Below are 20,523 nucleotides of genomic sequence, written 5' to 3' on the forward strand. Positions count from 1 at the left end.
CATTGCTCAGCGCAGCACCACCAGCGCGGTGCCGGCGCAGCTGACCGCCGCGCCCAGCCAGGCCAGCGGCGGCGGCGGCCGTTTCAGCGCCACCCACAGCATCGGCAGGATCAGCACCGGGCTCAGCGCCGACAAGATCCCCACCGTGGCGACATCGGCGCGCTGCAAGGCCAGCATGATCAGCGTCATGCCCAAGCCGAGCGCGACGATGCCGTTCAGCGCGGTCTGGCCCAGCATCCGCGGGGTATAGCCGCCGCGGCTTTGCGCCAGTTTCCAGCCGCTGAGCCACAACAGATAGTGCGCGCCGCAGCTGATGCCCATCCGCAGCGCCGAGGCGGTCACCGGTTCCAGCCCGGCCGCCATCGCCGGCTTGGCGAAAAAGGTGCCCAAAGCCTGGCACAAGGCGGCGGCCAGGCCCAGCGCAACCCCGGCCATCAGCTTGTCGTTGCGCTCCCAAACGTGGGCGTCCACCTCGCGCCGGCCAAAGGCCACCGCCAGCAGCACGCCGCCGAACACCAGCAGGCAGCCCAGCAACGCGCCCGCGCTCAAGCGTTCTGACAGAAACAACACGCCCAGCAGCACCGAAAACACCGAATGGGTGGCGAACAACAATCCAGTGCGGCGCGGCCCCAGCCGGTTCATCGAAGCGAACATCACGGTGTCGCCGAGGAATATCCCGGTCAGCCCGGACAGCAGCGCCGGCCAGAGACTGGCGGCGCTGACGCTGTGCCAGCCGCCGGACAGCAAGCTGTAGCTGCCCAACAGCACGGTGAGCAGGGTCAGGCGCAAACGGGTGAAGGCGAACGGGCCGAAATGGCGCGAAGGCGCGGCGCCCAAGAGGCTGCCCAAGGCCCAGCAGCCGGCGGCGCCGACCGCGGCGAGGTCATACAGCATCATTCATCCATCAGGTAGATCTCCACCCGCTCCTTGCCCTGGCCGAGGTTGCGGCGCTTGAGCCGCAGCCGCCCCACCTCGCCGCTGCGCTTCAAGTGGGTGCCGCCGCAGGGCACCCGGGCGAAGCCGGGCAGCTGCCAATAGCGGCGCTGACTGGTTTCATCGGAATATTCGCTGGCTATCGGCAGGTTGGAGTCGACGATGGCTTGCGCGCGGGCGGCGATGGCAGGCAGCAAGGGTGTGATCGGCGCGTCCAGCGCGAAGTCTATCCGCGCCTTGTCCGCCGCGATGTGCGCGCCTATTTTCTCCGCCCCGGCGACGTCGCGGCAGATCACCTCCAGCACCAGCTCGGCGGCGAAGTGCAGCCGCATCAGCCGGTAGCGGCGCGGCCAGTCTATCTTCACTTCCACCGCGTCGCCGGCCTTGAGCCCATGGTCCGCGTCCAGCGTGTAGACGATGTCAGCCCCCTGCTTCTCCGCCAGCCGCACCGGATGGCCGCCTATGCTGCCGCTGTCGCTCTCCTGGCCGCCGGAGAAAGCATAGAAGATAGTCGCCTCCAACCATATCCGCTCGCCGTCCACCCGATTGATTCGGGTGGTCAGCTCGGTCTGGTAGGGATCATTCCAGAACTGCTTGCGGGTCATCGCGCAACCGCCAGCCGCTGATAGACATCCTGGTCCAGCCGCTCCATCAGCCGCTCCGGTTTGGACAACTCGTTGAAACCGAATGGCGCGTACAGGCCGTGCGCGTCGGCGGTGGCCAGCATCATCCGCCGCAAATCCTGCAAATCCGGATGCGCCAGAATGGTCCGCAATAGCTGCTTGCCCATGCCCCGCCCCTGCCAGGCCGCCAACACGAACACATCGGCCAGGTAGGCGAAGGTGGCGCGGTCGGTGATCACCCGGGCGAAGGCGATCTGGCTGCCATCTTCGGCATAGCCGCCGAAACACAGCGCATTGGCCAGCGAGCGTTCGAACACCTCGCGCGGCAAGCCGCGCGCCCAATAGGACTCCTGCGACAGATAACGGTAAACCATGTCGCGGTCCAGCCGTTCGGGCCGGGTATCCACTTCAAGCGCCATCGCCTTACTCTCTTGCGTAAAGTCACAGCCTAAACAAATGGCCGGAGCCAAACAAGCATTTGGCATGCGAACAGATTCAAGATGCTTAATCATCCTGATTTTATGGCATTTAATTGCTGCTTGGTTTGCAACTAGCCGTTGCCAGCCAGAGCAAAAACTCGCAGGATATCGGTTTGCCATTTCTTGCCCCCGCCGCCATGAAACCACTGCCCTTGTTGAGAAACCTGCTGTTCGCGCTGCTGTTGCTGGCAATTGCGCTATGGTGCTACGGCAACTGGCGCCAGCAGCCGCAGCTGGTGGACATCGCCCTGTATCTGGGCGACGCGCTGGTGATGGCCGGCGCCTACCTGCTGCCGACGGTGACCGCGGCGCTGGTGAAGAGTCCGCGGCTGAAGAGGATCGTGCTGCTCAACCTGCTGGGCGGCTGGCTGATCCTGCCCTGGATCGTGGCGATGGGCCTGGCCCTGAAGCGCGACGACCTGGCCTGACACCACCCGACGACCCGCCGGACCACAGCGCGGGCGCAAACAACCAAGAGGAGAAGACTCGTGTTCCAACATGTAGACGCCTATGCCGGCGACCCCATCCTGTCGCTGGTGGAAGCCTTCGGCAAAGATCCGCGCGCCGACAAGGTCAATCTCAGCATCGGCCTGTATTACGACCAAGCCGGCCGCATTCCGCGGCTGAAGGCGGTGGAACAGGCCGAAGCGCTGCTGGCCAAGCAGCCGGCCCAACCCTGCACCTACCTGCCGATGGACGGCCTGGCCGCCTACCGCAACGCCATCCAGACGCTGCTGTTCGGCGCCGGCCACCCGGCGGTGCAAAGCGGCCGCATCGCCACGCTGCAGACGCTGGGCGGTTCCGGCGCGCTGAAAGTGGGCGCCGACTTTCTCAAGCGCTACTTCCCCGCCTCCGGCGTGTGGGTCAGCGATCCCACCTGGGACAACCACGTCGCCATCTTCGAAGGCGCCGGCTTCACGGTGGAGCGCTATCCGTATTTTGACCCCGCCACCCGCGCCGTCGATTTCGCCGCCATGCTGGCCAAGCTGCAAACGCTGCCGGCCAAGAGCGTCGTGCTGCTGCACCCCTGCTGTCACAACCCCACCGGAGCCGACCTCACCGACGCGCAATGGGACCAGGTGGTGGCGGTGGCCAAGGCCCGCCAGCTGATTCCCTTCCTCGACATCGCCTACCAGGGTTTCGGCGCCGGCCTGGAGCAGGACGCCTACGCCATCCGCGCGATGGCCGACGCCAGCGTGGCCTGCCTGGTCAGCAATTCCTTCTCCAAGATTTTCTCGCTGTACGGCGAACGCTGCGGCGGCCTGTCGGTGGTGTGCGACGACGCCGCCGAGGCGGCGCTGGTGGCCGGCCAACTGAAAGCCACCGTGCGCCGCAACTACTCCAGCCCGCCGACGCACGGCGCGCGGGTGATCGCCACCGTGCTGAACGATCCTGAACTGAAGGCGTTGTGGGTGTCGGAAGTCAACGAGATGCGCGAACGCATCCAGGCGATGCGCGGCGTGCTGGTGAAGGTATTGAAGGAGTCGCTGCCGGGCCGCGACTTCGGCTATCTGGTGAACCAGCGCGGCATGTTCAGCTACACCGGCTTCAGCCAGGGCCAGGTGGACAAGCTGCGCGAACAGTTCGGCGTCTATCTGGTGGGGAGCGGCCGCATGTGCGTGGCCGGCCTCAACACCGCCAACGCGCCCTACGTCGCCGAGGCTTTCGCCAAGGTGCAGTAACACCGCTTCCACGGGCCGCCTCTCCGGACGGCGGCCCGTCTTCCTCTCCCGCCATCACCATGGCGTGGCTGCTGCCCGCATCTTGATTCGTATAGAATACCCTCTCGTAAACTTACGCGCCCGGACTCCCCCTCCCGGCCCGCGACACCCGTTGGGAGCAATGCATGGAATCCGCAATACAGGCACGCGCAGTCGAAGCCAAACAGGGCTGGCGCTGGATCGTCGACGGCTACCAGTTATTCCGCCAGCAAAAAATGACATGGGTGCTGATGGGCATTGTCTATCTGGCCATCACGCTGCTGCTGTCGCGGTTGTCCTTGCTCGGCCAAGCGCTGCTCGGCCTCTCCGCCCCGCTGTTCACCGCCGGCTACCTGCTGGCCGCCAGCAAACAGCGCCAGGGCGAAACGGTCAGCATGACGGACCTGTTCCTGGGCTGGCGGCTGTGCCTCAAACCCATGGCCGGCTACTGCCTGCTACTGCTGCCGATTGCCATCTTGAACGGCTACATCGCCCAGCATGTGGTTGAAACCAGCGGCGCGCGGCACCAGCTGCTGATTTTCGGCGAAGTGCTGCTGTGGCTGTTCAGCATCGCCTGCATGTTCGTCGTGCCGCTGATCAGCCTCCACCAGGCCACGCTGTGGCCGGCGCTGCGGCTGAGCATCAGCGCCGTGCAAAAGAACTGGGGCCCGCTGCTGGTCTACTTCCTGGCCATCCTGCTGCTGGCCATCCTCAGCATCTTCACGCTGGGCCTGGCGCTGCTGGTGCTGATTCCGGTCATCTACATCTCGCTGTACATGGCCTGGCTGGACATTTTCTCCAGCGGCGGCAACGCCGCGCCATCCGTCTGAGCCGCCCGGCCAAATAGAAAAACGGCAGCCGTCACGCTGCCGTTTTACTTTTCCCGCGCGGCTCCTGTCCGCTGGCGCACTAAGCAAGCGCAATGGCTTTCCAGCCTTGTTGCGCCGTTTGCTCTGCCAGCGCCAGCCAGGCTGCATCGCCCTCCATTCCGGCCAGCCACAGGCAACTGAGCGCCAGCTTGATGCTGTGCGCGTCCTGCAATCGCAGCACCATGCGGCGGATGGCCGCGGCATCCCGCCGCATCTGCGGCACCGCCACATCCAGCGCCGGACAGCCGCAATAGATGAACACCCCGATCAGCGCCGCTTGCATCTGCAACGCCGTGCTGTCGGCCACCTCGGCCAGCCCCTGGGCGCGCGCCAGGCTCAGCGCCGCCTCCCAGGCGGTGATCAGATGCAGCGCATCCAGATCACGCGTGGCCAGAAACAGCAGGCGGCAATAGCGGCGCTGCTCCCTCGCGCTGCCCAGCAAGCCGGGCGGCAGGCGGGCGGACAACTCCGCCAATGCCAGCGCCCGCTCGATGTCGTCCAGGATCAGGCCGCCCTGCGGTGGCAGCAGGATCGGCGAGCGTCGCCAATCAGCCAGCAGGTCGGGCAGCGTCTGCGCCGACGGCGACTGGCCCGGCAGATCCAGCAGTTTCCAGTGTGACAAGGCATAGGCCAGCGCGGCGTCGATCTCGCCATCCACGCCGCCCCGCAACGCATACGCCAGCCGGATCAGGCCATGGAACGACGCGCCGGCCGGCGCGGCCTGCACCAGCCGCAAACGGCCAGCCCAATGGCGCAGCCATTCCCCCTGCCGCCTCTCCCAGGCGAAGCGCCGCCTCCATGCCGCCTCGCTGGCCTCATCGCCAAGCCAGCCGCAGGTGTCGGCGATGTCGCGGCCATCGTCCTGCAAGAACTCGAGATGGCCGTGACGCGCAGCGTGCCGACGCAATTGCCCCTCGTCCGCGCCCAGCTCCGCCAGCGCCTGCAATTCCATCGGCAGGTGATTGGACAAACCGCCTCGATAGCTGCCGGAATAAGCCAGCAGCGGGGACAAAAGGTCTTGCATCATTGCGCATCTCCATTGAACCGCCATATCGCCTCACTTTGCTCCCGCGACGCATCCAATGCCAATTGGATTTCAAGATGGCGACGATAGCCCACGGCAATGCCGATGAAAAAAGGCGGGACATTCCCGCCCTTGCCCGACAACGCGTCGCCAGGCGCTCAGGCCAGCCAGTCCGCCACGATGCGCGCGGCCGACGCCACCACGTCGTGGCGCGGCTTGGCGTCCCGCCGCGGCTGGGTGGTGTACACCGCCAGCACGATGGGCGGACGGCCCTGCGGCCACAGCACGGCAATGTCGTTGCTGCTGCCGTAGCGGCCGGCGCCGGTCTTGTCGCCGACCAGCCAATCGGCTGGCACGCCAGCCTTGATCTTCTCCGCGCCGGTGGTGTTGCCGCACAGCCAGTCGACCAGCTGCCGGCGCTGCGGCGACGCCAGGCCATCCCCCAGCGCCAGCTGCCGCAGGCTTTGCGCCATCGCCTGCGGCGTGGTGGTGTCGCGCTCCTCGCCCGGAATCGCGCCGTTGAGTTCGGGTTCCCAGCGCTCCAGCCGGAAGCTGCCGTCGCCGATGGAACGCATATAGGCGGTGAGCTCCGCCGGGCCGCCCAATAGCTGGAGCAATAAATTGGCGGCGCTGTTGTCGCTGTACTGCACCGTGGCTGCGCACAGCTCCGCCACCGTCATGCCATCCTCCAGATGCCGCTCGGTGACAGGCGAATACTCGACCAGTCCGCTCTTCTGATAATGAATGCGCTGCGCCAGCAGCTGCGGCTGGCGCTCGCTGCGCGCCAGGATCGCTCCGGCCAGCATCGCCTTGAAAGTGCTGCAGAACGGAAAGCGCTCGCCGGCGCGGTGGCCCAGCGTGGCACCGTCGGCGGTGTCGATGGCGAACACCCCCAGCCGGCCGCCGAAGTCTTTTTCCAAGCGGGCCAGCCGCGCGCCGGCAGCGGCGGCGTCGCGACGGTTGGTGGGAGGGTAGGCCAGGCTGGCCAGGGGCAGCATGGCGGCGGAAAGCAGGAACAAGCGGCGCGGAATCGGATGTGACATGGGATCTGCCAAATAAGCGGTTGTACGGGATGAAGGCCGGCGACAGGCAGGCCAAATCATCACGCCGCGCCGGGTCGATCGGCATAGACCGCGGCCATGGCGAGGAAGTTCTGCGGCAGAGCAAGTGCGGAAAGGCCGCGGGTTCGACTCCCGCAATATCAGACCTGCACAGCGGACTGGCCGCAAATCCTATCCGCCAGCGCAGGCAATCGCGCTGGCGGACTTGCAGCCCGGCGGGCGGGCAGGATGCGATTGCACATCGCCACCGCAGGAACAGAGTCAATATGCCCGATCAAGTGGGCCGCTTGTCATTCATCATACATTTGCCCCGCATTGAGCAAAACGGAAACCACCTCCAACTCCGCTATGCCCAATGTGGCCAAGTCGCCATTTTCGCTTTTTGATATAAAGCCAGCCGCGTCTTCCACGGTTTGGCACAAACCGACTGTCTCGCCATTTGGCAGGGTGAAAGTTCCCGCCACGGAATGACCCCGATCGAAATACTCGGTCAGATAGATGGTTTCAGGCAATGGCATTTTATCGGAAAACCACATGCGTATCTTTTCCACCAGCCCGCCCAGCGGAAGCTTTCCACCGCCATCCGGCGGACTTTCCGCAAAGCTGACCACCCGATACAATGGAGAGATCGCCTCGCTTACCTCATACCTGATCACGCTATCGCTGTCCCTCACATAGCCCACTCGCCCGGCGACATCGGCAAGGTTAAGGTTGCCGACGATATCGCTGTTGCATTCTAGCTGCAGGCTGACATTATCGCCTTCGGCCACCAGGATGAAAGCCTTTCCCGCCTGCTTGACCTCAACAACCAAGACGTAATCGTCTTTCCATTTTATCCTGCCCGACAATAACAATTGCCCGATCTTTTCGAATGCGTCGCGCCGCTCCTGAAACTGAATATTGGTGATATCCCTGAGGTGGTATAAAAACGACCCCGCCTCGCCAAATTGCAAATCCAGCTTCACATTCCCACTGCCTAGGCCGCTCTCGGCAGAGGCCTGCGTCTTGACGATGAGTCCATCCTTCTTCTCAAAGCTGGCGGTTTCCTTGCGGATTCTCTCTATCTTTAGATTGAGTCGGTATCGAGAGATGTTTCCATCTCGGGTGAACCGGTATCCATTGATATCGCCATAGTCTCCGACAGAAACAGGCATTTCAGGCGTCCAGTTGGCAAAATACCCTTCCGCCACCTTGTTTATATTGATTTGCAGCTTTTTCAAAAAAGACATCGCCATCTCCTTTTCAATCCCGAAAATAGCATCTGCACCGCCCGGATATCGGAACGCTACTCAGGACTCCAGGCGCCTGACCCGCTGAAAAAATTACCGACTTCGCGCTACTTGAATCAAAACGAAGCATGCCGCCTTGGCACCCATGATTTCACCAGCCCAAGAAATGAAAAAAGGACAAGCGCCACGGCTTGCCCTTTTCTTTATAGCCCACGCGGTCCATCGCTGACCGCCTGGAAAAACCGGATTACACCGACGGCAACAAGCCGCCAGCCAACAGCGCGTTGTAGCGACCGCTCGCCACCAATACCGCCGCCTGCTCGATATCCGGCGCGAAATAACGGTCCTTGTCGTAAAACGACACCTTCTCGCGCAACATCGCCTTGGCGGCTTCCAATTTTTCGCTGGACTTGTTGGGCGCGCGGAAATCGATGCCCTGGCACGCCGCCAGCAGCTCCACCGCCAGAATGCCGGCGGTATTGGACGCCATCTCCCTCAGGCGGCGGCCGGCGAAAGTGGCCATCGACACATGGTCTTCCTGATTGGCGCTGGTGGGCAGGCTGTCCACCGAGGCCGGGTGCGCCAGCGACTTGTTTTCGCTGGCCAGCGCCGCGGAGGTCACCTGCGCGATCATGAAGCCGGAGTTCACTCCGCCGTTGTTGACCAGGAAGGGCGGCAGCTTGGACAGATTGCTGTCTATCAGCAGCGCCATGCGGCGCTCCGACAGCGAGCCGATCTCGGCGATGGCCAGCGCCAGGTTGTCGGCGGCGAAAGCCACCGGCTCGGCATGGAAATTGCCGCCGGACAGGATGTCGTTGTCGCCTGCGAACACCAGCGGGTTGTCCGACACCGCGTTGGCCTCCACGCGCAGCACTTCGGCGGCATTGCGGATCTGGGTCAGGCAAGCGCCCATCACCTGCGGCTGGCAGCGCAGGCTGTACGGGTCCTGCACCTTGCCGCAGTTTTCATGCGAGCGCTCGATGTCGCTGTGGTCCAGCAGCTCGCGGTAGGCGCGGGCGGCGTCGATCTGGCCCTGGTGACCGCGCACTTCGTGGATGCGCGCGTCGAACGGGGTGCGGCTGCCCAGCGCGGCCTCCACCGACAGGCTGCCGGCCACGGTGGCGGCGGCGAACAAGTCTTCCGCCGCGAACAGGCCTTCCAGCGCGAAGGCGGTGGACGCCTGAGTGCCGTTGAGCAGCGCCAGGCCTTCCTTCGGCGCCAGCGTGATCGGCGTGAGGCCGGCGGAGCGCATCGCCACCGCGCCGGGCACCCGCACGCCGTCGACAAAGGCTTCGCCCTCGCCGATCAGCACCGCGCTCATGTGCGACAAGGGCGCCAGGTCGCCGGACGCGCCGACCGAGCCTTTTTGCGGAATCACCGGGTAGATGCCGCGGTTGAACAGCGTGATCAGCGCGTCGATGACCAGCCGGCGGATGCCGGAAAAGCCGCGCGACAGCGAGTTGATCTTCAACGCCATCACCAGCCGCACCGTGCTGTCTTCCATCGGCGCGCCGATGCCGGCGGCGTGCGACAGCACAATGGAGCGCTGCAGCAGCTCCAGTTCATCGGTGGCGATCTTGGTGCTGGCCAGCAGGCCAAAGCCGGTGTTGATGCCGTAGACGGTGCGGCCTTCGGCCAGCACGCGGGCCACGGTGGCGGCGGAGGCGTCGATGCCAGCGTGGGCGGACGCGTCCAGTTGCAGTTGCAGGCCGGTTTCACGTGAAACACGGCGCAGGTCGGCCAGGGTGAGCTGGCCGGGTACGATGTTGAGGATGCTCATGGCTTCGGTCTCTCTTGCTTCTCTATTCTGCTGTTTACGCTTTGCTTATCCTGCAACGCGCCGCTTGGCGGGGGCCCCGCCAGGAGCCTCCGCGTTGCCGCGCTTACTTCAGCATCGGCAGGTCCAGTCCCTGCTGCTTGGCGCAGTTCACCGCGATGTCGTAGCCGGCGTCGGCATGGCGCATCACGCCGGTGCCCGGGTCGTTGCGCAGCACGCGGGAGAGACGCTCGGTTGCCGCATCGGTGCCGTCGCAGACGATCACCACGCCGGCATGCTGGGAAAAACCCATGCCGACGCCGCCGCCGTGATGCAGCGACACCCAGGTGGCGCCGCCCGCGGTATTCAGCAGGGCGTTGAGCAGCGGCCAGTCGGAAACCGCGTCGGAGCCGTCCTTCATGGCTTCGGTTTCGCGGTTGGGAGAGGCCACCGAGCCGGAATCCAGATGGTCGCGGCCGATGACGATGGGCGCCTGCAGTTCGCCGTTCTTCACCATCTCGTTGAAAGCCAGGCCCAGGCGCGCGCGGTCCTTCAGGCCCACCCAGCAGATACGCGCCGGCAGGCCCTGGAAGGCGATGCGCTCGCGCGCCATATCCAGCCAGTTGTGCAGGTGCGGATCGTCCGGGATCAGCTCCTTCACCTTCTGGTCGGTCTTGTAGATGTCTTCCGGATCGCCGGACAGCGCCACCCAGCGGAACGGGCCTATGCCCTCGCAGAACAGCGGGCGCACATAGGCGGGCACGAAGCCGGGGAAGTTGAAGGCGTTGGCCACGCCCTCCTCCAGCGCCACCTGGCGGATATTGTTGCCGTAGTCCAGCGTGGCGGCGCCGCGTTCCTGCAGCGCCAGCATCGCGCGCACCTGGATGGCCATGGACTTTTTGGCGGCGGCGCTGACGGCGACGGCGTCGGTCTTCTGCTTGTCGCGCCATTCGGCCACGTTCCAGCCCTGCGGCAGATAGCCGTGCACCGGATCGTGGGCGGAGGTCTGGTCGGTGACCACGTCCGGCGTGATGCCGCGCGCCACCAGTTCGGCGAACACGTCGGCGGCGTTGCCAAGCAAGCCCACCGACACCGCGCGGCCGTTCTGCTTGGCGTCCTGCACAATCGCCAGCGCCTCGTCCAGCGTGGTGGCCTTGCGGTCCACGTAACGGGTTTTCAACCGAAAATCGATGCGGGTTTCGTCGCATTCGACGGCGATCATCGAAAATCCCGCCATCGTCGCCGCCAAGGGCTGCGCGCCGCCCATGCCGCCCAGGCCGCCGGTCAGAATCCAGCGGCCTTGCGGCTTGCCGCCGAAATGCTGGTTGGCCACCGCGTAGAAAGTCTCGTAGGTGCCCTGCACGATGCCCTGGCTGCCGATGTAGATCCAGCTGCCGGCGGTCATCTGGCCGTACATCATCAGGCCCTTCTTATCCAGCTCGTTGAAGTGCTCCCAGTTGGCCCAGTGCGGCACCAGGTTGGAGTTGGCGATCAACACCCGCGGCGCGTTCTCGTGGGTCTTGAACACGCCCACCGGCTTGCCGGACTGCACCAGCAGCGTCTCGTCGTCTTCCAGGCGCGCGAGCGTTTCCAGGATCTTGTCGTAGCACTCCCAGTTGCGGGCGGCGCGGCCGATGCCGCCGTAGACCACCAGGCTTTGCGGGTGCTCGGCCACCTCGGCGTCCAGATTGTTCTGGATCATGCGGTAGGCGGCTTCGGTCAGCCAGCTTTTACACGTTAGCTGCTTGCCGCGCGGAGCGCGGATCACGCGCGACGGATCGTGGCGGGGGTCGGTCATCTCTGTCTCTCCTCTGGATGTTGCGCAATCAACGGCGTAAATGACGGGTCAGGCTCCATGCCAGCCGCGCCGCCGCTTTCGCGCCGTGACTGTCGATGTCGTATTCGGGATTGAATTCCACCAGGTCGGCGCCGATCAGCTTGCCGCTCTTGGCCAGCCGGCCCACCAGCGTCTCGATCACCGCGATGTCGACGCCGTAGCCGGCCGGGGCCGACACCGCCGGCATCTGCGCCGCCGGCAGCACGTCCAGGTCGATGGTGAGGTAGACGGCGTCCACGCTGTCCAGGAATTCGGCTAGCTGGCCGCGGATGTCGGCCAGTTGCCAGCCGGTCATCTCGGTGTCCAGCCGCCACTCGGCCCCCAGCGCGCGGGCGTTGTCGAACAGCGCCTGGGTGTTGGCGGTTTCGGCCACACCCAGGCACAGGTAGCGGAAATGCTGGCCGCGCGCGGCGCAGTCGGCGGCGATCTGCGCGAACGGCGTGCCACTGGTGGCCTCATCGGCGTGGCGCAGGTCGAAGTGGGCGTCGAAATTGACGATGCCGATGCGCTTGCCGGGGTGGGAGTCGGCCAGGCCCAGCCAGTGGCCGTAGGCGGTTTCATGGCCGCCGCCCAGCACCAGCGGCAGATGGCCGGCTTCCACCACCTGCTGCACTTTCAGCGCCAGCTTGCGCTGCGCGGCGTCCAGATTGCCGGCGTCGCACACCACGTCGCCGGCGTCGTACAGCGGCAGCGTCGGATGCCAGGCCAGGTTAGCCAGCGCCTTGCGCAAGGCGCGCGGGCCGCCGGCGGCGCCGACACGGCCCTGGTTGCGGCGCACGCCCTCGTCGCAGGCGAAGCCGATGATGGCGATGCCGGGGGCCGAGCCTTCGGCCAGCGGCTGCACCAGCTGGTGCCAGCGCCTGGCGCCGTCGCCCTCGCCCTTGTCTATGCGGCCGCTCCAGCCGCTCATGTCTATGCTCATGTTCGCTCTCGCTTCATTCGAGGTTTTGCGCAGAGCCGCGGAATACTCGCTGCTTCAGCTGCGGCACGCCGACGCTGTAGGCCAGCTCGGCGGGATGATCGATGTCCCACACCAGCAGGTCCGCCACGCAGCCGGCGGCCAGACGGCCATGGGTGGCGCCGCGCCCCAGCGCCCGGGCGGCGTGGCGGGTGACGCCGGCCAGCGCCTCTTCCGGGCTCAGGCCGAACAAGACGCAGGCCTGGTTCATCGCCAGCCGGATGGAGGCGAAGGGGCTGGTGCCGGGATTGAGGTCGGTGGATACCGCCATCGGCACGCCGGCGGCGCGCAGCAGCGCTACCGGCGGCTTCTGCGTTTCGCGCAGGAAATAGAAGGCGCCGGGCAGCAGCACCGCCACGGTGCCGGCGGCCTTCAGCGCCGCCACGCCGGCGGCGTCCAGGTATTCGATGTGGTCGGCCGACAGGCCGCCGAACTCCGCCACCAGCTCGGCGCCGTGCAGATTGGACAGCTGCTCGACATGGCCCTTCACCTTCAGGCCGTGGGCGCGCGCCGCTTCGAACACGCGCCGGGTCTGCGCCGGGGTGAAGCCGACGCTCTCGCAGAACACGTCCACCGCTTCGGCGAGCCCGGCCCTGGCCGCCAGCGGCAGGATGCTGTCCACCACGTAGGCGATGTAGCCGTCGGCGTCGCCGGCGTATTCCGGCGGCACCGCGTGCGCGGCCAGCAGCGTGGCGGCCACTTCCACCGGCAGCGAGTCCTGCAGCCGGCGCGCGGCCGACAGCTGCTTGATTTCATCCGCCTGGGTCAGGCCGTAGCCGGACTTGATCTCCACCGTGGTGACGCCCTCGGCCATCAGCGCCTTCAGCCGGGGCAGGCTCTCCAGCGCCAGCTCCTCCTCGTCCAGCCAGCGGGTGGCGCGCACGGTGGAGACGATACCGCCGCCTTCCGCCGCGATCTGCTGGTAGGGCACGCCGTTCAGGCGCTTTTCCCATTCGGCGGCGCGGCTGCCGCCATAGACCAGGTGGGTGTGGCAATCGATGAAGCCGGGCGTGATCCAGCGGCCCTGCAGGTCGTGGACGTCGCCGTCGAAAGCGGCGGGATCGACGCCGGCCTGCGGCAGCACCGCCTCGATGTTGCCGCCGCGCAACAGCAGCGCGTGGTTTTCCAGCACGCCGTAAGGCGCCGGATGGGCCGGGTCCATGCTGGCCAGCCTGGCGTTGAGCCACAGGCTGGGACGGGAAGCGGAAGATGGGGTCATGGCGTCATGTCCGTCTATATTTGTATATACAATTATCCAGACGGCACGCCCTGTCAAGCCTGATGCGCAAGCGCGCCGCCATCCCGGTCCGAGCAAGCTTTTGATGTTGCGGGGCAATAAAAAAGGCCGCCCCGCGGGCGGCCTGTCTGGATGGCCTCTGCGGCCTAATTGTATATACCGTTCACTTCTTCACCCGGGTCTGCGAGCGCAGCTTGTAGCGCAGCCCGGGATGGGTCAGCCGGGCGAAGCTGACCAGCTTCTTGTGCGACCAGGTGCGGCGCAGCACCAACAGGCAGGGTTCGCCGGCGGCGATGCCCAGCAGCGCCTGCTCCCCCACGCCGGGCAGCACCGCCTCCACGCTGTGCTCGATGTCGGTCAGCGGGCAACTGTGCATCAGGTAGTCGTTGGGGGTGCGCTGGCTGAAGTCCTGCGCCAGGTAGTCCGGCGCGAAGGCCGGGTTGATGTAGCGGTCTTCCAGCTGGATCGCCACATCGTCCTCGCAATGGACTATCAAAGAATGGAACACCCGGCCGCCGGCCTTCATCCCCAGCCGCAGCGCCACCTCCTCGCTGGCCGGCAGCGCTTCCAGCACGATCACCTGGGCGGTGTGGCGGTGGCCGCGCGCTTCGATCTCGGCGGCGATATTGTTGATGTCCAGCAAGGGCGACTCCGCCTTGCGCTCGGCCACATAGGTGCCGTCGCCGGCGAAGCGCAGCAGGATGCCGGCCTCGGCCAGATCGCGCACCGCCTTGTTGACCGTCATCCGCGACACGCCGAACTGGCGCGCCAGTTCCAGTTCAGGCGGAATCTTGCAGCCGGGCAGAAAATGGCGGTCGCGTATGCCGGACAGGATATAGTCTTTGATGCGCTGATAACGCGGTAGCGGGGAGTCTGACACCGTGGTTCCAGAGTGAGCGGGGATGGCGGATTGTAACGCGGGCCGCCGCCTTGCCGCCTGATCCAGCGCAGAAAATGCCGGAACCCTTCCACCGCAGCAGGAGACGTCGCCATGATGACATTGCCGCAATGGCTGGCCGCCTACGACGAAAGCCACCGCCATCCGTTCAACATCGCCATCCACAAGCTGTGCGTGCCGCTGATCGTGCTGTCGCTGCTGGGCATGCTGATCGCGCTGCCCGGCCCGCTGCCCTGGGCCTGGCTGCTGTGGCTGGGCGCCGTGCTCTGGTACTGGCGGCTGTCGCGCCCGGTGGCGCTGGTGATGGCGGTGCTGTGCAGCCTGGCGCTGCTGCTGCTCACCATCGCGCAGAGCCAGGGGCTGCCGCTGGGCTACGCCTCGCTGCTGGTGTTCGCGCTGGCCTGGGCCGGCCAGTTCGCCGGCCATGCGCGCGAAGGGCGGAAACCGTCGTTCGCGCAGGACCTGCAGTTTCTGCTGATCGGCCCGCTATGGACGCTGCGCGCGCTGTGGCGGCGGCTGGGCCTGCTGCGCAACGATTGAGCGGCGTCGTCGCCCTGTCACGCCGTCCGCGTTATCATCGGCGCTTCCCCGCATCCGATGGAGCGCAGCATGTCTCATCCACAAGGACTCACGCTCGGAGAACTGTCGCCCGGCGTCAATCAGATCGAGCTGACCGGCGACGGCTTCTCCGCGCGGCTGTCGCTGCTGGGCGGCCAGTTGCTGGATTACCGCCGCGACGGCGAAGCGCCGTTGTTCTACCTGTCGCCGCAAGCCACCTATCAAGCAGGCAAGGCGATACGCGGCGGCGTGCCGGTGTGCTGGCCGTGGTTCGGCCCGCATCCCGCGGGCAGCGGCCAGCCGGCGCACGGCGTGGCGCGCCAGCAGCTGTGGACGCTGGCCGACGCAGGCCGCGACGGCGAGGTGTTCCACGTGAAACTGGCCGGACCGCGCCATGGCGAGCTGTCGGCCAACCTGGAATACCGCATCGGCCCCGACGGCGTAGAGATCGCCCTGCACAGCCGCAACCACGGCGCGCAGCCGCAAACCGTCAGCGCCGCGCTGCACAGCTATTTCGCGGTGTCCGACATTGCGAACGTCTCGCTGAGCGGCCTGGAAGGCGCGCCGGCTCACGACAAGGTGGGCGACGCCCACACCCTGCTGCCGGCCGAGCCGTTCCGCTTCGCCGGCGAAGTGGACCTGGTGGCGTACTCCGCTCACCCCGTGACGCTGGACGACAGCGGCTGGTGCCGCCGCCTCGTCATCGCCAGCGCCGGCTCCGCCAGCACCGTGCTGTGGAACCCGGCGCCGGCCAAGGCGCAGCGCTTCGCCGATCTGCCGGACGAAGACTGGCGATGCTTCATCTGCGTCGAAACCGCCAACGCCGGCGATGACGCCCGCACGCTGGCGCCCGGCGCCGGCCACACGCTAAGTTGCCGGCTGCATTTCTCTCGCGCCGACTAGGCGTTATAATCAAGGGCTTGCCGCCGCAGCCAAAAAACGGCGGCGCCCATACCCGGATAACGCAGCAATGGCACGACCCGACAAGATCTCCCGCTTCCTCCCGCTCACCTTCGCCAACGGCAACAGCGTGCGCCGTTTCGGCAAGCACTGCCCGCAGTGCCGCGCCATGGTGGGCGCGGAACACATGGAAGGCATCGCCAGCCTCAAGCAAAGCAAGATCTTCCTGTCCGCAGAAGCCTGCTGTCCGCAATGCCACCAGCGCTTCCCGGTGGCCTGCGTCATCACCGACGACAAGCGCGTGCACCGCGTGCTGCTGCCCTTGTGGATGTTCCGCATCTGGCTGAACTCCGCCACCCGCCACGACCCGCAACCGGAAAACCGCGACAACTGGGAGGTGGAGCCGGAAACGCCGCAGGGGCTGACCCTGCCGGCCGACGCCGAGGTGGTGCGCTCCGAAGAGATTCTGGGCCGCTTCCAGGGCGAGCCGATCAGCGCCTGGATCGAGTACCAGGGCCAACGCTTCGTCTTCGACCGCGCCGCGCCCGGCAACAGCCTGTCGCTAACGCCCAACGAGCTGCTGTTCGAAGGCCGGCTGATCTACCGCCAGCAATAAGCGCTCACACTGGCTCGCTCGCGAGCCAGGCCAGCAGCGCCCGGGCCTGCGGCGACGCCACCCCGCGCGCCGACGCCGCCAGCGCGAAACGCCGCGGCGGCGCTCCCAGCAGCGGATAGGCCCGCAGGCCGCGCCGCCCTTCCGGCAATACCGACTCCGGCACCACCGCCACGCCCAGGCCTCCACGGACCATCGCCAGCGCGCTGCCCCAGTCGCGCAGCCTCATCCTAACATCCGCCAGCGCCACGCCCAGGCCGGCCAGCACACTCTCTCCATCCAACCGGCAGCCGCCAGTGGCGGCGATGAAGGGCTGCCCGGCCAGCGTCTCCGGCGCCAGCCCCAGGCTGCTGGCGCGTCCGGCCAACGGGTGACTGCCAGGCAGCACCGCCATCCAGGCGTCCTCTCCCAGCAACTGCGCCGCGCCGTCGGCCTGCGGATTGAGCACCACGCCCAGATCTATCCTGTCCTCCGCCAGCCACTGCTCGATCTCCTCGTCGCTGCCTTCCAGCCACAACAGCTCCAGCCCCGGATGCAGCAGGCGGAAGCGGTCCAGGCTGCGCGCCAGGCCGCGCGCGAACAGCGAGGGAAAGCCCGCCACCGTCAACCGCCCCGCCGCCAGACCGCGCGCCTCGTCGGCCAGGCGGCGGATGCCGTCCAGTTCGGCCAGCATCGCGCGCGCCCGTTGCAGCACCTGCTCGCCCAGCGCGGTCGGCCTGGTCTCGCGGCGGTCGCGGACAAATAGCTCCATGCCCAGCGCCTGCTCCAACTGGCGTATCGCCTGGCTGGCGCCGGACTGGCTGATGCCGTGCCGGCTCGCCGCCTGCGTCACAGTGCCGCAATCCGCCACCGCCAGCAGCAAGCGCCAGTGCATCAGATTCATCATCGCCGTCTCCCGTCCATGCATTCGCCAAAATACCCCTGGCATTCTGCCATAAGCGCAGCTGATGGCAATCGGCTGAAAAAGCCGTTTTACTGCCCCTGCCGCAGCCGGCAGCATGACCATGATCCGCTGCGCTCCGGCAGCGGCCCCGCACAGGAAAACCCGATGAAACTGTATTTCGCTCCCCACGCCTGCTCGCTGGCGCCCCACATCGTATTGCGCGAGCTGCGGTTGCCGTTCGAACTGATCCGCGTCGACAACCACAGCAAACGCACCGCCGAGGGCGGCGACTTCCGCGACATCAACCCCAAGGGCTACGTCGCCGCGCTGCGGCTGGAAAACGGCGAGGTGCTGACCGAAGGCCCGGCGATCCTGCAATACCTGGCCGACCTCAGGCCGCAGGCGGGACTCGCCCCGGCCAACGGCAGCTGGCAGCGGCTGCGCCTGCAGGAAATGCTCAACTTCATCAGCGCCGAGCTCCACGCCGGCAGCGCCCCCTTGTTCCAGTCCGACCTGCCGGAAGCGGCGCGCGCGATGTTCCAGGCCAGGCTGGGCAAGCGCCTGGACTGGCTGGACCGTGTATTGCGGGAGCGCGACTACCTGCTGGGCGACGCTTTTTCCGTGGCCGACGCCTATCTGTACACGGTGCTGGGCTGGCTGCCGCGCTTTGCCATCGACCTGGCCGGCTGGCCGCGCTTGCGCGCTTTTCACGCGCGGGTGGACGGCCGCGACGCGGTCCGCCAGGCGCTGCGGGCGGAGGCGGATTCGGCGCCGGTCTGACGGCCCATCCCGGAGGAGTCCGGTCATTTGTGCGTGCCGCGGCGCTCCGCGTATGCTTTTTCCACCGCCCTTGCGGCGACGCCCCCAGGCCGGCCCGGCCGGAAACGCACAGCCAAGGAAAAACATGCGCAAACCCCTGACGATCCTACTATTGTCCCTGCCCTGCACGCTGGCCAGCCTGCCGGCCCAAAGCGCGCCCGCCGCCGGTCTGGCTGGCGACTTCACTGCCAGCATCGGCCAGGCCGGCAACCAGCTGCAATTGCAACTGGCCTGCCGCGACGACAGCCACTGCATGCTCACCACCGTCTTCTCCGCCCCCGGCGCGCCGGCCCAGCCTTACCGCCAGCAGCTGGATCAGGTGCGGTTGCTGCAGGACAGCGGCGAAGCAACCGCGGCGCTGCAATTCGCCATCCGGCATCAGGATGACTCGGCCTTGCCGCCCGACCTGGCGGAGGCGATGGCCAGGCTCAAGCCGGCGCTGGCCGCCAAGCCGGCCATCCGGCAATGCTGGGACCTGAACGCGCCGCAGGCCGGCTACATGCTGGCCTGCTCGCTGTCCGGCATTCCGGCCGGCGCCGCCCCGCTATACCTGTTCGGCAGCCTGCAAGCCGACGGCCAGCAAGGCTTCCAGCGCTACGTGATCTATCCGCTGTCGCGGCAGCAATGAACGGCTGAACTGGAACCGACATGACCAGAATCGCCGGACAACTGAGCGCGGAGCAGCTGAAGGCGGCACAGGACCAGGCCGCCGCCATCGCCAAAGCCGCCAAGCCCGACATCGCCGCCGGGCAATTCGTCTATTTCGCCGCCTTTGATGGCACCAGCAACAATAAAGACAAATTGCCGCGCGGCATGCAAAGCACCAATGCCGCCCAGCTCTACCAGCAGGCCGCCCAGGCGGCCAGCCACAATTCCAACCTGACGGCGCGCTACTTCGCCGGCCCCGGAACCTCCGGCACCCTGCCCGGCTCGTCCTTCCTGCCGCCGGCGGTCACCGCCGAGGCGGTGCGCACCGCCAATCTCGCCTACGACGACTTTCAGCAACAGGCGTCATCCTGGCTGAAAACCCACCCCGGCGGCAGCGTCGCCGTGGCCGCCGCCGCCTTCAGCCGCGGCAACGACGCCGCCTCGGTATTCGCCCAGCTGCTGTACGAGCGCGGCCTGACCGACCCAGCCAGCAACAGGATGCTGGTACCGCCCGGCCAGCTGGGCCTGTCGGCCGCGGCGCTGTACGATCCGGTGATGACCGGCATGTCCGGCAACATGGCCTTCCCGCCCAACAGCCGCAACCTGCTGATCCTGCGCGCCGAGCATGAGTACCGCAGCGAATTCCAGGCCGCCGATTTTTCCGCGCAAAAAGGCGCAGTCAATTTCAGCCTGCCCGGCAACCATTGCGACGTCGGCGGCGGCTACGACAATGGCCTGGGCGCGCTGGCACTGCAGGCCGGCACCGCTTTCCTGCAAAAGGCCGGACTCGCCATCGCCCCGGTGCCGCCGCAGCGCGGCTTCGATCCGCGCCAGCCGGCGCTGGTGCACGACGAGGGCGTCAACCAGTACGGCCAGACCATCTGGACCACCTACGGCAGCTACGATCAGGACCGGGTGGCGCGCCGCACCGACCAAGTGGCGCGCCAGGCCGAAGTGACCAGCGCCAACGGCGTCACCACCACCCGCTTCAACGACTTCGCCGGCAAGCTGGTGCAGCTGCAGCAAAGCCAAGGCCCCGGCGGCCCGCAAGGCGTGATGACGATCCACGATTATTTCGCGGGCGCCACCAGCCGGGTGGCCTTTCCCCAGGCGGCCGCTGCCGCGCTCAGCCCCGCCAAGCAGGCGCTGCTGCAACAGGCGCGCGGCGCGGTGGAGCAGATGTGCCAACGCGACAAACTGCCGTTCAACGCCGATCAGCGCGAAAACATCAGCGCGGCGCTGAGCCAGGCAGGCTGGAAGCAGGGGCTGGCCAAAGCCGGGTTCGCGATGCTGCACGACGGCCAGAGCCGGGTCAGCCTGCTGCATCCGGATGGCAAGCCGGCCACGCTGGAGCTTGCCGCTGCCGCGCTCAAGCCCGCCGCGCAATCGCTGCTGGCGCTGGCCCAGGCGCCGGATGCGCCCGGCCCCCACGCCGAAGCCAAGCCGTTGTCGCCGCAGCCGGGCCGTCGACCAACCGCCGGGCTGGCGCTGTAGGCGC

At 66.8% G+C, this 20,523-nt stretch carries 21 protein-coding genes; 9 read left to right on the forward strand and 12 right to left on the reverse strand.

Annotated features, from left to right (window positions below; translation table 11 throughout):
• Positions 1–6: 6 nt before the first annotated feature.
• From BI344_RS03785 to BI344_RS03795, 3 genes are read right to left on the reverse strand one after another with little or no spacing between them, the layout of a single operon-like run.
• Complete coding sequence (locus tag BI344_RS03785) at positions 7–897, reverse strand: DMT family transporter (RefSeq protein ID WP_083370054.1); 891 nt, start codon at positions 895–897, stop codon at positions 7–9.
• Entirely contained in the window at positions 894–1,538 is a 645-nt protein-coding gene (locus tag BI344_RS03790; protein ID WP_071111591.1) for an alanyl-tRNA editing protein, read from the reverse strand. The genes BI344_RS03785 and BI344_RS03790 overlap by 4 nt, the downstream gene beginning before the upstream one ends.
• Positions 1,535–1,975, reverse strand: a complete 441-nt coding sequence (locus tag BI344_RS03795; protein ID WP_071111592.1) for a GNAT family N-acetyltransferase — start codon at positions 1,973–1,975, stop codon at positions 1,535–1,537. The genes BI344_RS03790 and BI344_RS03795 overlap by 4 nt, the downstream gene beginning before the upstream one ends.
• Before the next feature lie 197 nt (positions 1,976–2,172).
• On the opposite strand from BI344_RS03795, the gene BI344_RS03800 reads away from it, so the two are divergent.
• From BI344_RS03800 to BI344_RS03810, 3 genes are all read left to right on the forward strand, one after another.
• Complete coding sequence (locus BI344_RS03800) at positions 2,173–2,463, forward strand: superinfection immunity protein (RefSeq protein WP_083338617.1); 291 nt, start codon at positions 2,173–2,175, stop codon at positions 2,461–2,463.
• A gap of 60 nt (positions 2,464–2,523) precedes the next feature.
• On the forward strand, positions 2,524–3,717 hold the full coding sequence (locus BI344_RS03805) for an amino acid aminotransferase (protein WP_071111594.1): 1,194 nt from the start codon (positions 2,524–2,526) through the stop codon (positions 3,715–3,717).
• 164 nt (positions 3,718–3,881) lie between these two features.
• A complete protein-coding gene (locus BI344_RS03810; protein WP_071111595.1) occupies positions 3,882–4,565 on the forward strand; it encodes a BPSS1780 family membrane protein in 684 nt (227 codons plus the stop codon).
• 79 nt (positions 4,566–4,644) lie between these two features.
• Here the strand turns inward: BI344_RS03810 and BI344_RS03815 are convergent, their stop codons facing one another.
• The 8 genes from BI344_RS03815 to hutC form a co-directional block, all read right to left on the reverse strand.
• A complete protein-coding gene (locus BI344_RS03815) occupies positions 4,645–5,631 on the reverse strand; it encodes a questin oxidase family protein (RefSeq protein ID WP_071111596.1) in 987 nt (328 codons plus the stop codon).
• A 155-nt stretch (positions 5,632–5,786) separates the two neighbouring features.
• Positions 5,787–6,671 (reverse strand): class A beta-lactamase, encoded by an 885-nt coding sequence (gene bla / locus BI344_RS03820; protein WP_071111597.1) that lies wholly within the window; start codon positions 6,669–6,671, stop codon positions 5,787–5,789.
• Between the two features lie 308 nt (positions 6,672–6,979).
• A complete protein-coding gene (locus BI344_RS03825) occupies positions 6,980–7,918 on the reverse strand; it encodes a hypothetical protein (RefSeq protein ID WP_139166875.1) in 939 nt (312 codons plus the stop codon).
• Positions 7,919–8,165: 247 nt separating this feature from the next.
• Entirely contained in the window at positions 8,166–9,698 is a 1,533-nt protein-coding gene (gene hutH, locus BI344_RS03830; RefSeq protein ID WP_071111599.1) for a histidine ammonia-lyase, read from the reverse strand.
• A 103-nt stretch (positions 9,699–9,801) separates the two neighbouring features.
• On the reverse strand, positions 9,802–11,472 hold the full coding sequence (gene hutU / locus BI344_RS03835; RefSeq protein WP_071111600.1) for a urocanate hydratase: 1,671 nt from the start codon (positions 11,470–11,472) through the stop codon (positions 9,802–9,804).
• 28 nt (positions 11,473–11,500) lie between these two features.
• Complete coding sequence (gene hutG, locus BI344_RS03840; protein ID WP_071111601.1) at positions 11,501–12,433, reverse strand: formimidoylglutamase; 933 nt, start codon at positions 12,431–12,433, stop codon at positions 11,501–11,503.
• Between the two features lie 13 nt (positions 12,434–12,446).
• Positions 12,447–13,688: an imidazolonepropionase gene (gene hutI / locus BI344_RS03845; protein WP_071111602.1), complete on the reverse strand. Its 1,242-nt coding sequence runs from the start codon at positions 13,686–13,688 to the stop codon at positions 12,447–12,449.
• Positions 13,689–13,869: 181 nt separating this feature from the next.
• Positions 13,870–14,586: a histidine utilization repressor gene (hutC, locus tag BI344_RS03850; RefSeq protein WP_071111603.1), complete on the reverse strand. Its 717-nt coding sequence runs from the start codon at positions 14,584–14,586 to the stop codon at positions 13,870–13,872.
• Between the two features lie 111 nt (positions 14,587–14,697).
• Here hutC and BI344_RS03855 point away from each other — a divergent pair, with 111 nt between their 5' ends.
• The 3 genes from BI344_RS03855 (at position 14,698) to BI344_RS03865 (ending at position 16,678) form a co-directional block, all read left to right on the forward strand.
• Positions 14,698–15,144 (forward strand): Mpo1 family 2-hydroxy fatty acid dioxygenase, encoded by a 447-nt coding sequence (locus BI344_RS03855; RefSeq protein ID WP_071111604.1) that lies wholly within the window; start codon positions 14,698–14,700, stop codon positions 15,142–15,144.
• Positions 15,145–15,213: 69 nt separating this feature from the next.
• Complete coding sequence (locus BI344_RS03860; protein WP_083370055.1) at positions 15,214–16,065, forward strand: D-hexose-6-phosphate mutarotase; 852 nt, start codon at positions 15,214–15,216, stop codon at positions 16,063–16,065.
• Between the two features lie 67 nt (positions 16,066–16,132).
• A complete protein-coding gene (locus tag BI344_RS03865) occupies positions 16,133–16,678 on the forward strand; it encodes a hypothetical protein (protein WP_071111606.1) in 546 nt (181 codons plus the stop codon).
• Between the two features lie 4 nt (positions 16,679–16,682).
• On the opposite strand, the gene BI344_RS03870 is transcribed toward BI344_RS03865, so the two are convergent.
• Positions 16,683–17,561, reverse strand: a complete 879-nt coding sequence (locus BI344_RS03870; RefSeq protein WP_071111607.1) for a LysR family transcriptional regulator — start codon at positions 17,559–17,561, stop codon at positions 16,683–16,685.
• Positions 17,562–17,723: 162 nt separating this feature from the next.
• On the opposite strand from BI344_RS03870, the gene gstA reads away from it, so the two are divergent.
• The 3 genes from gstA (at position 17,724) to BI344_RS03885 (ending at position 20,519) form a co-directional block, all read left to right on the forward strand.
• On the forward strand, positions 17,724–18,338 hold the full coding sequence (gene gstA, locus BI344_RS03875; protein ID WP_071111608.1) for a glutathione transferase GstA: 615 nt from the start codon (positions 17,724–17,726) through the stop codon (positions 18,336–18,338).
• Between the two features lie 124 nt (positions 18,339–18,462).
• On the forward strand, positions 18,463–19,005 hold the full coding sequence (locus tag BI344_RS03880; protein WP_139166876.1) for a hypothetical protein: 543 nt from the start codon (positions 18,463–18,465) through the stop codon (positions 19,003–19,005).
• 20 nt (positions 19,006–19,025) lie between these two features.
• On the forward strand, positions 19,026–20,519 hold the full coding sequence (locus BI344_RS03885; RefSeq protein WP_071111610.1) for a DUF2235 domain-containing protein: 1,494 nt from the start codon (positions 19,026–19,028) through the stop codon (positions 20,517–20,519).
• The last annotated feature ends 4 nt before the right edge of the window (positions 20,520–20,523 follow it).

The sequence above is a fragment of the Chromobacterium sphagni genome (genome assembly GCF_001855555.1).
In the GTDB taxonomy this organism is placed as follows: Bacteria; Pseudomonadota; Gammaproteobacteria; order Burkholderiales; family Chromobacteriaceae; genus Chromobacterium; species Chromobacterium sphagni.

Excerpts from the sequence above, each read along its gene's own strand:
- BI344_RS03785 (WP_083370054.1), bottom strand. The coding sequence starts at position 897 with ATGATGCTGTATGACCTCGCCGCGGTCGGCGCCGCCGGCTGCTGGGCC.
- BI344_RS03790 (WP_071111591.1), bottom strand. The coding sequence starts at position 1,538 with ATGACCCGCAAGCAGTTCTGGAATGATCCCTACCAGACCGAGCTGACC.
- BI344_RS03795 (WP_071111592.1), bottom strand. The coding sequence starts at position 1,975 with ATGGCGCTTGAAGTGGATACCCGGCCCGAACGGCTGGACCGCGACATG.
- BI344_RS03800 (WP_083338617.1), top strand. The coding sequence starts at position 2,173 with ATGAAACCACTGCCCTTGTTGAGAAACCTGCTGTTCGCGCTGCTGTTG.
- BI344_RS03810 (WP_071111595.1), top strand. The coding sequence starts at position 3,882 with ATGGAATCCGCAATACAGGCACGCGCAGTCGAAGCCAAACAGGGCTGG.
- BI344_RS03815 (WP_071111596.1), bottom strand. The coding sequence starts at position 5,631 with ATGATGCAAGACCTTTTGTCCCCGCTGCTGGCTTATTCCGGCAGCTAT.
- bla (WP_071111597.1), bottom strand. The coding sequence starts at position 6,671 with ATGTCACATCCGATTCCGCGCCGCTTGTTCCTGCTTTCCGCCGCCATG.
- BI344_RS03825 (WP_139166875.1), bottom strand. The coding sequence starts at position 7,918 with ATGTCTTTTTTGAAAAAGCTGCAAATCAATATAAACAAGGTGGCGGAA.
- hutH (WP_071111599.1), bottom strand. The coding sequence starts at position 9,698 with ATGAGCATCCTCAACATCGTACCCGGCCAGCTCACCCTGGCCGACCTG.
- hutU (WP_071111600.1), bottom strand. The coding sequence starts at position 11,472 with ATGACCGACCCCCGCCACGATCCGTCGCGCGTGATCCGCGCTCCGCGC.
- hutG (WP_071111601.1), bottom strand. The coding sequence starts at position 12,433 with ATGAGCATAGACATGAGCGGCTGGAGCGGCCGCATAGACAAGGGCGAG.
- hutI (WP_071111602.1), bottom strand. The coding sequence starts at position 13,688 with ATGACCCCATCTTCCGCTTCCCGTCCCAGCCTGTGGCTCAACGCCAGG.
- BI344_RS03855 (WP_071111604.1), top strand. The coding sequence starts at position 14,698 with ATGATGACATTGCCGCAATGGCTGGCCGCCTACGACGAAAGCCACCGC.
- BI344_RS03860 (WP_083370055.1), top strand. The coding sequence starts at position 15,214 with ATGTCTCATCCACAAGGACTCACGCTCGGAGAACTGTCGCCCGGCGTC.
- BI344_RS03865 (WP_071111606.1), top strand. The coding sequence starts at position 16,133 with ATGGCACGACCCGACAAGATCTCCCGCTTCCTCCCGCTCACCTTCGCC.
- BI344_RS03870 (WP_071111607.1), bottom strand. The coding sequence starts at position 17,561 with ATGATGAATCTGATGCACTGGCGCTTGCTGCTGGCGGTGGCGGATTGC.
- gstA (WP_071111608.1), top strand. The coding sequence starts at position 17,724 with ATGAAACTGTATTTCGCTCCCCACGCCTGCTCGCTGGCGCCCCACATC.
- BI344_RS03880 (WP_139166876.1), top strand. The coding sequence starts at position 18,463 with ATGCGCAAACCCCTGACGATCCTACTATTGTCCCTGCCCTGCACGCTG.
- BI344_RS03885 (WP_071111610.1), top strand. The coding sequence starts at position 19,026 with ATGACCAGAATCGCCGGACAACTGAGCGCGGAGCAGCTGAAGGCGGCA.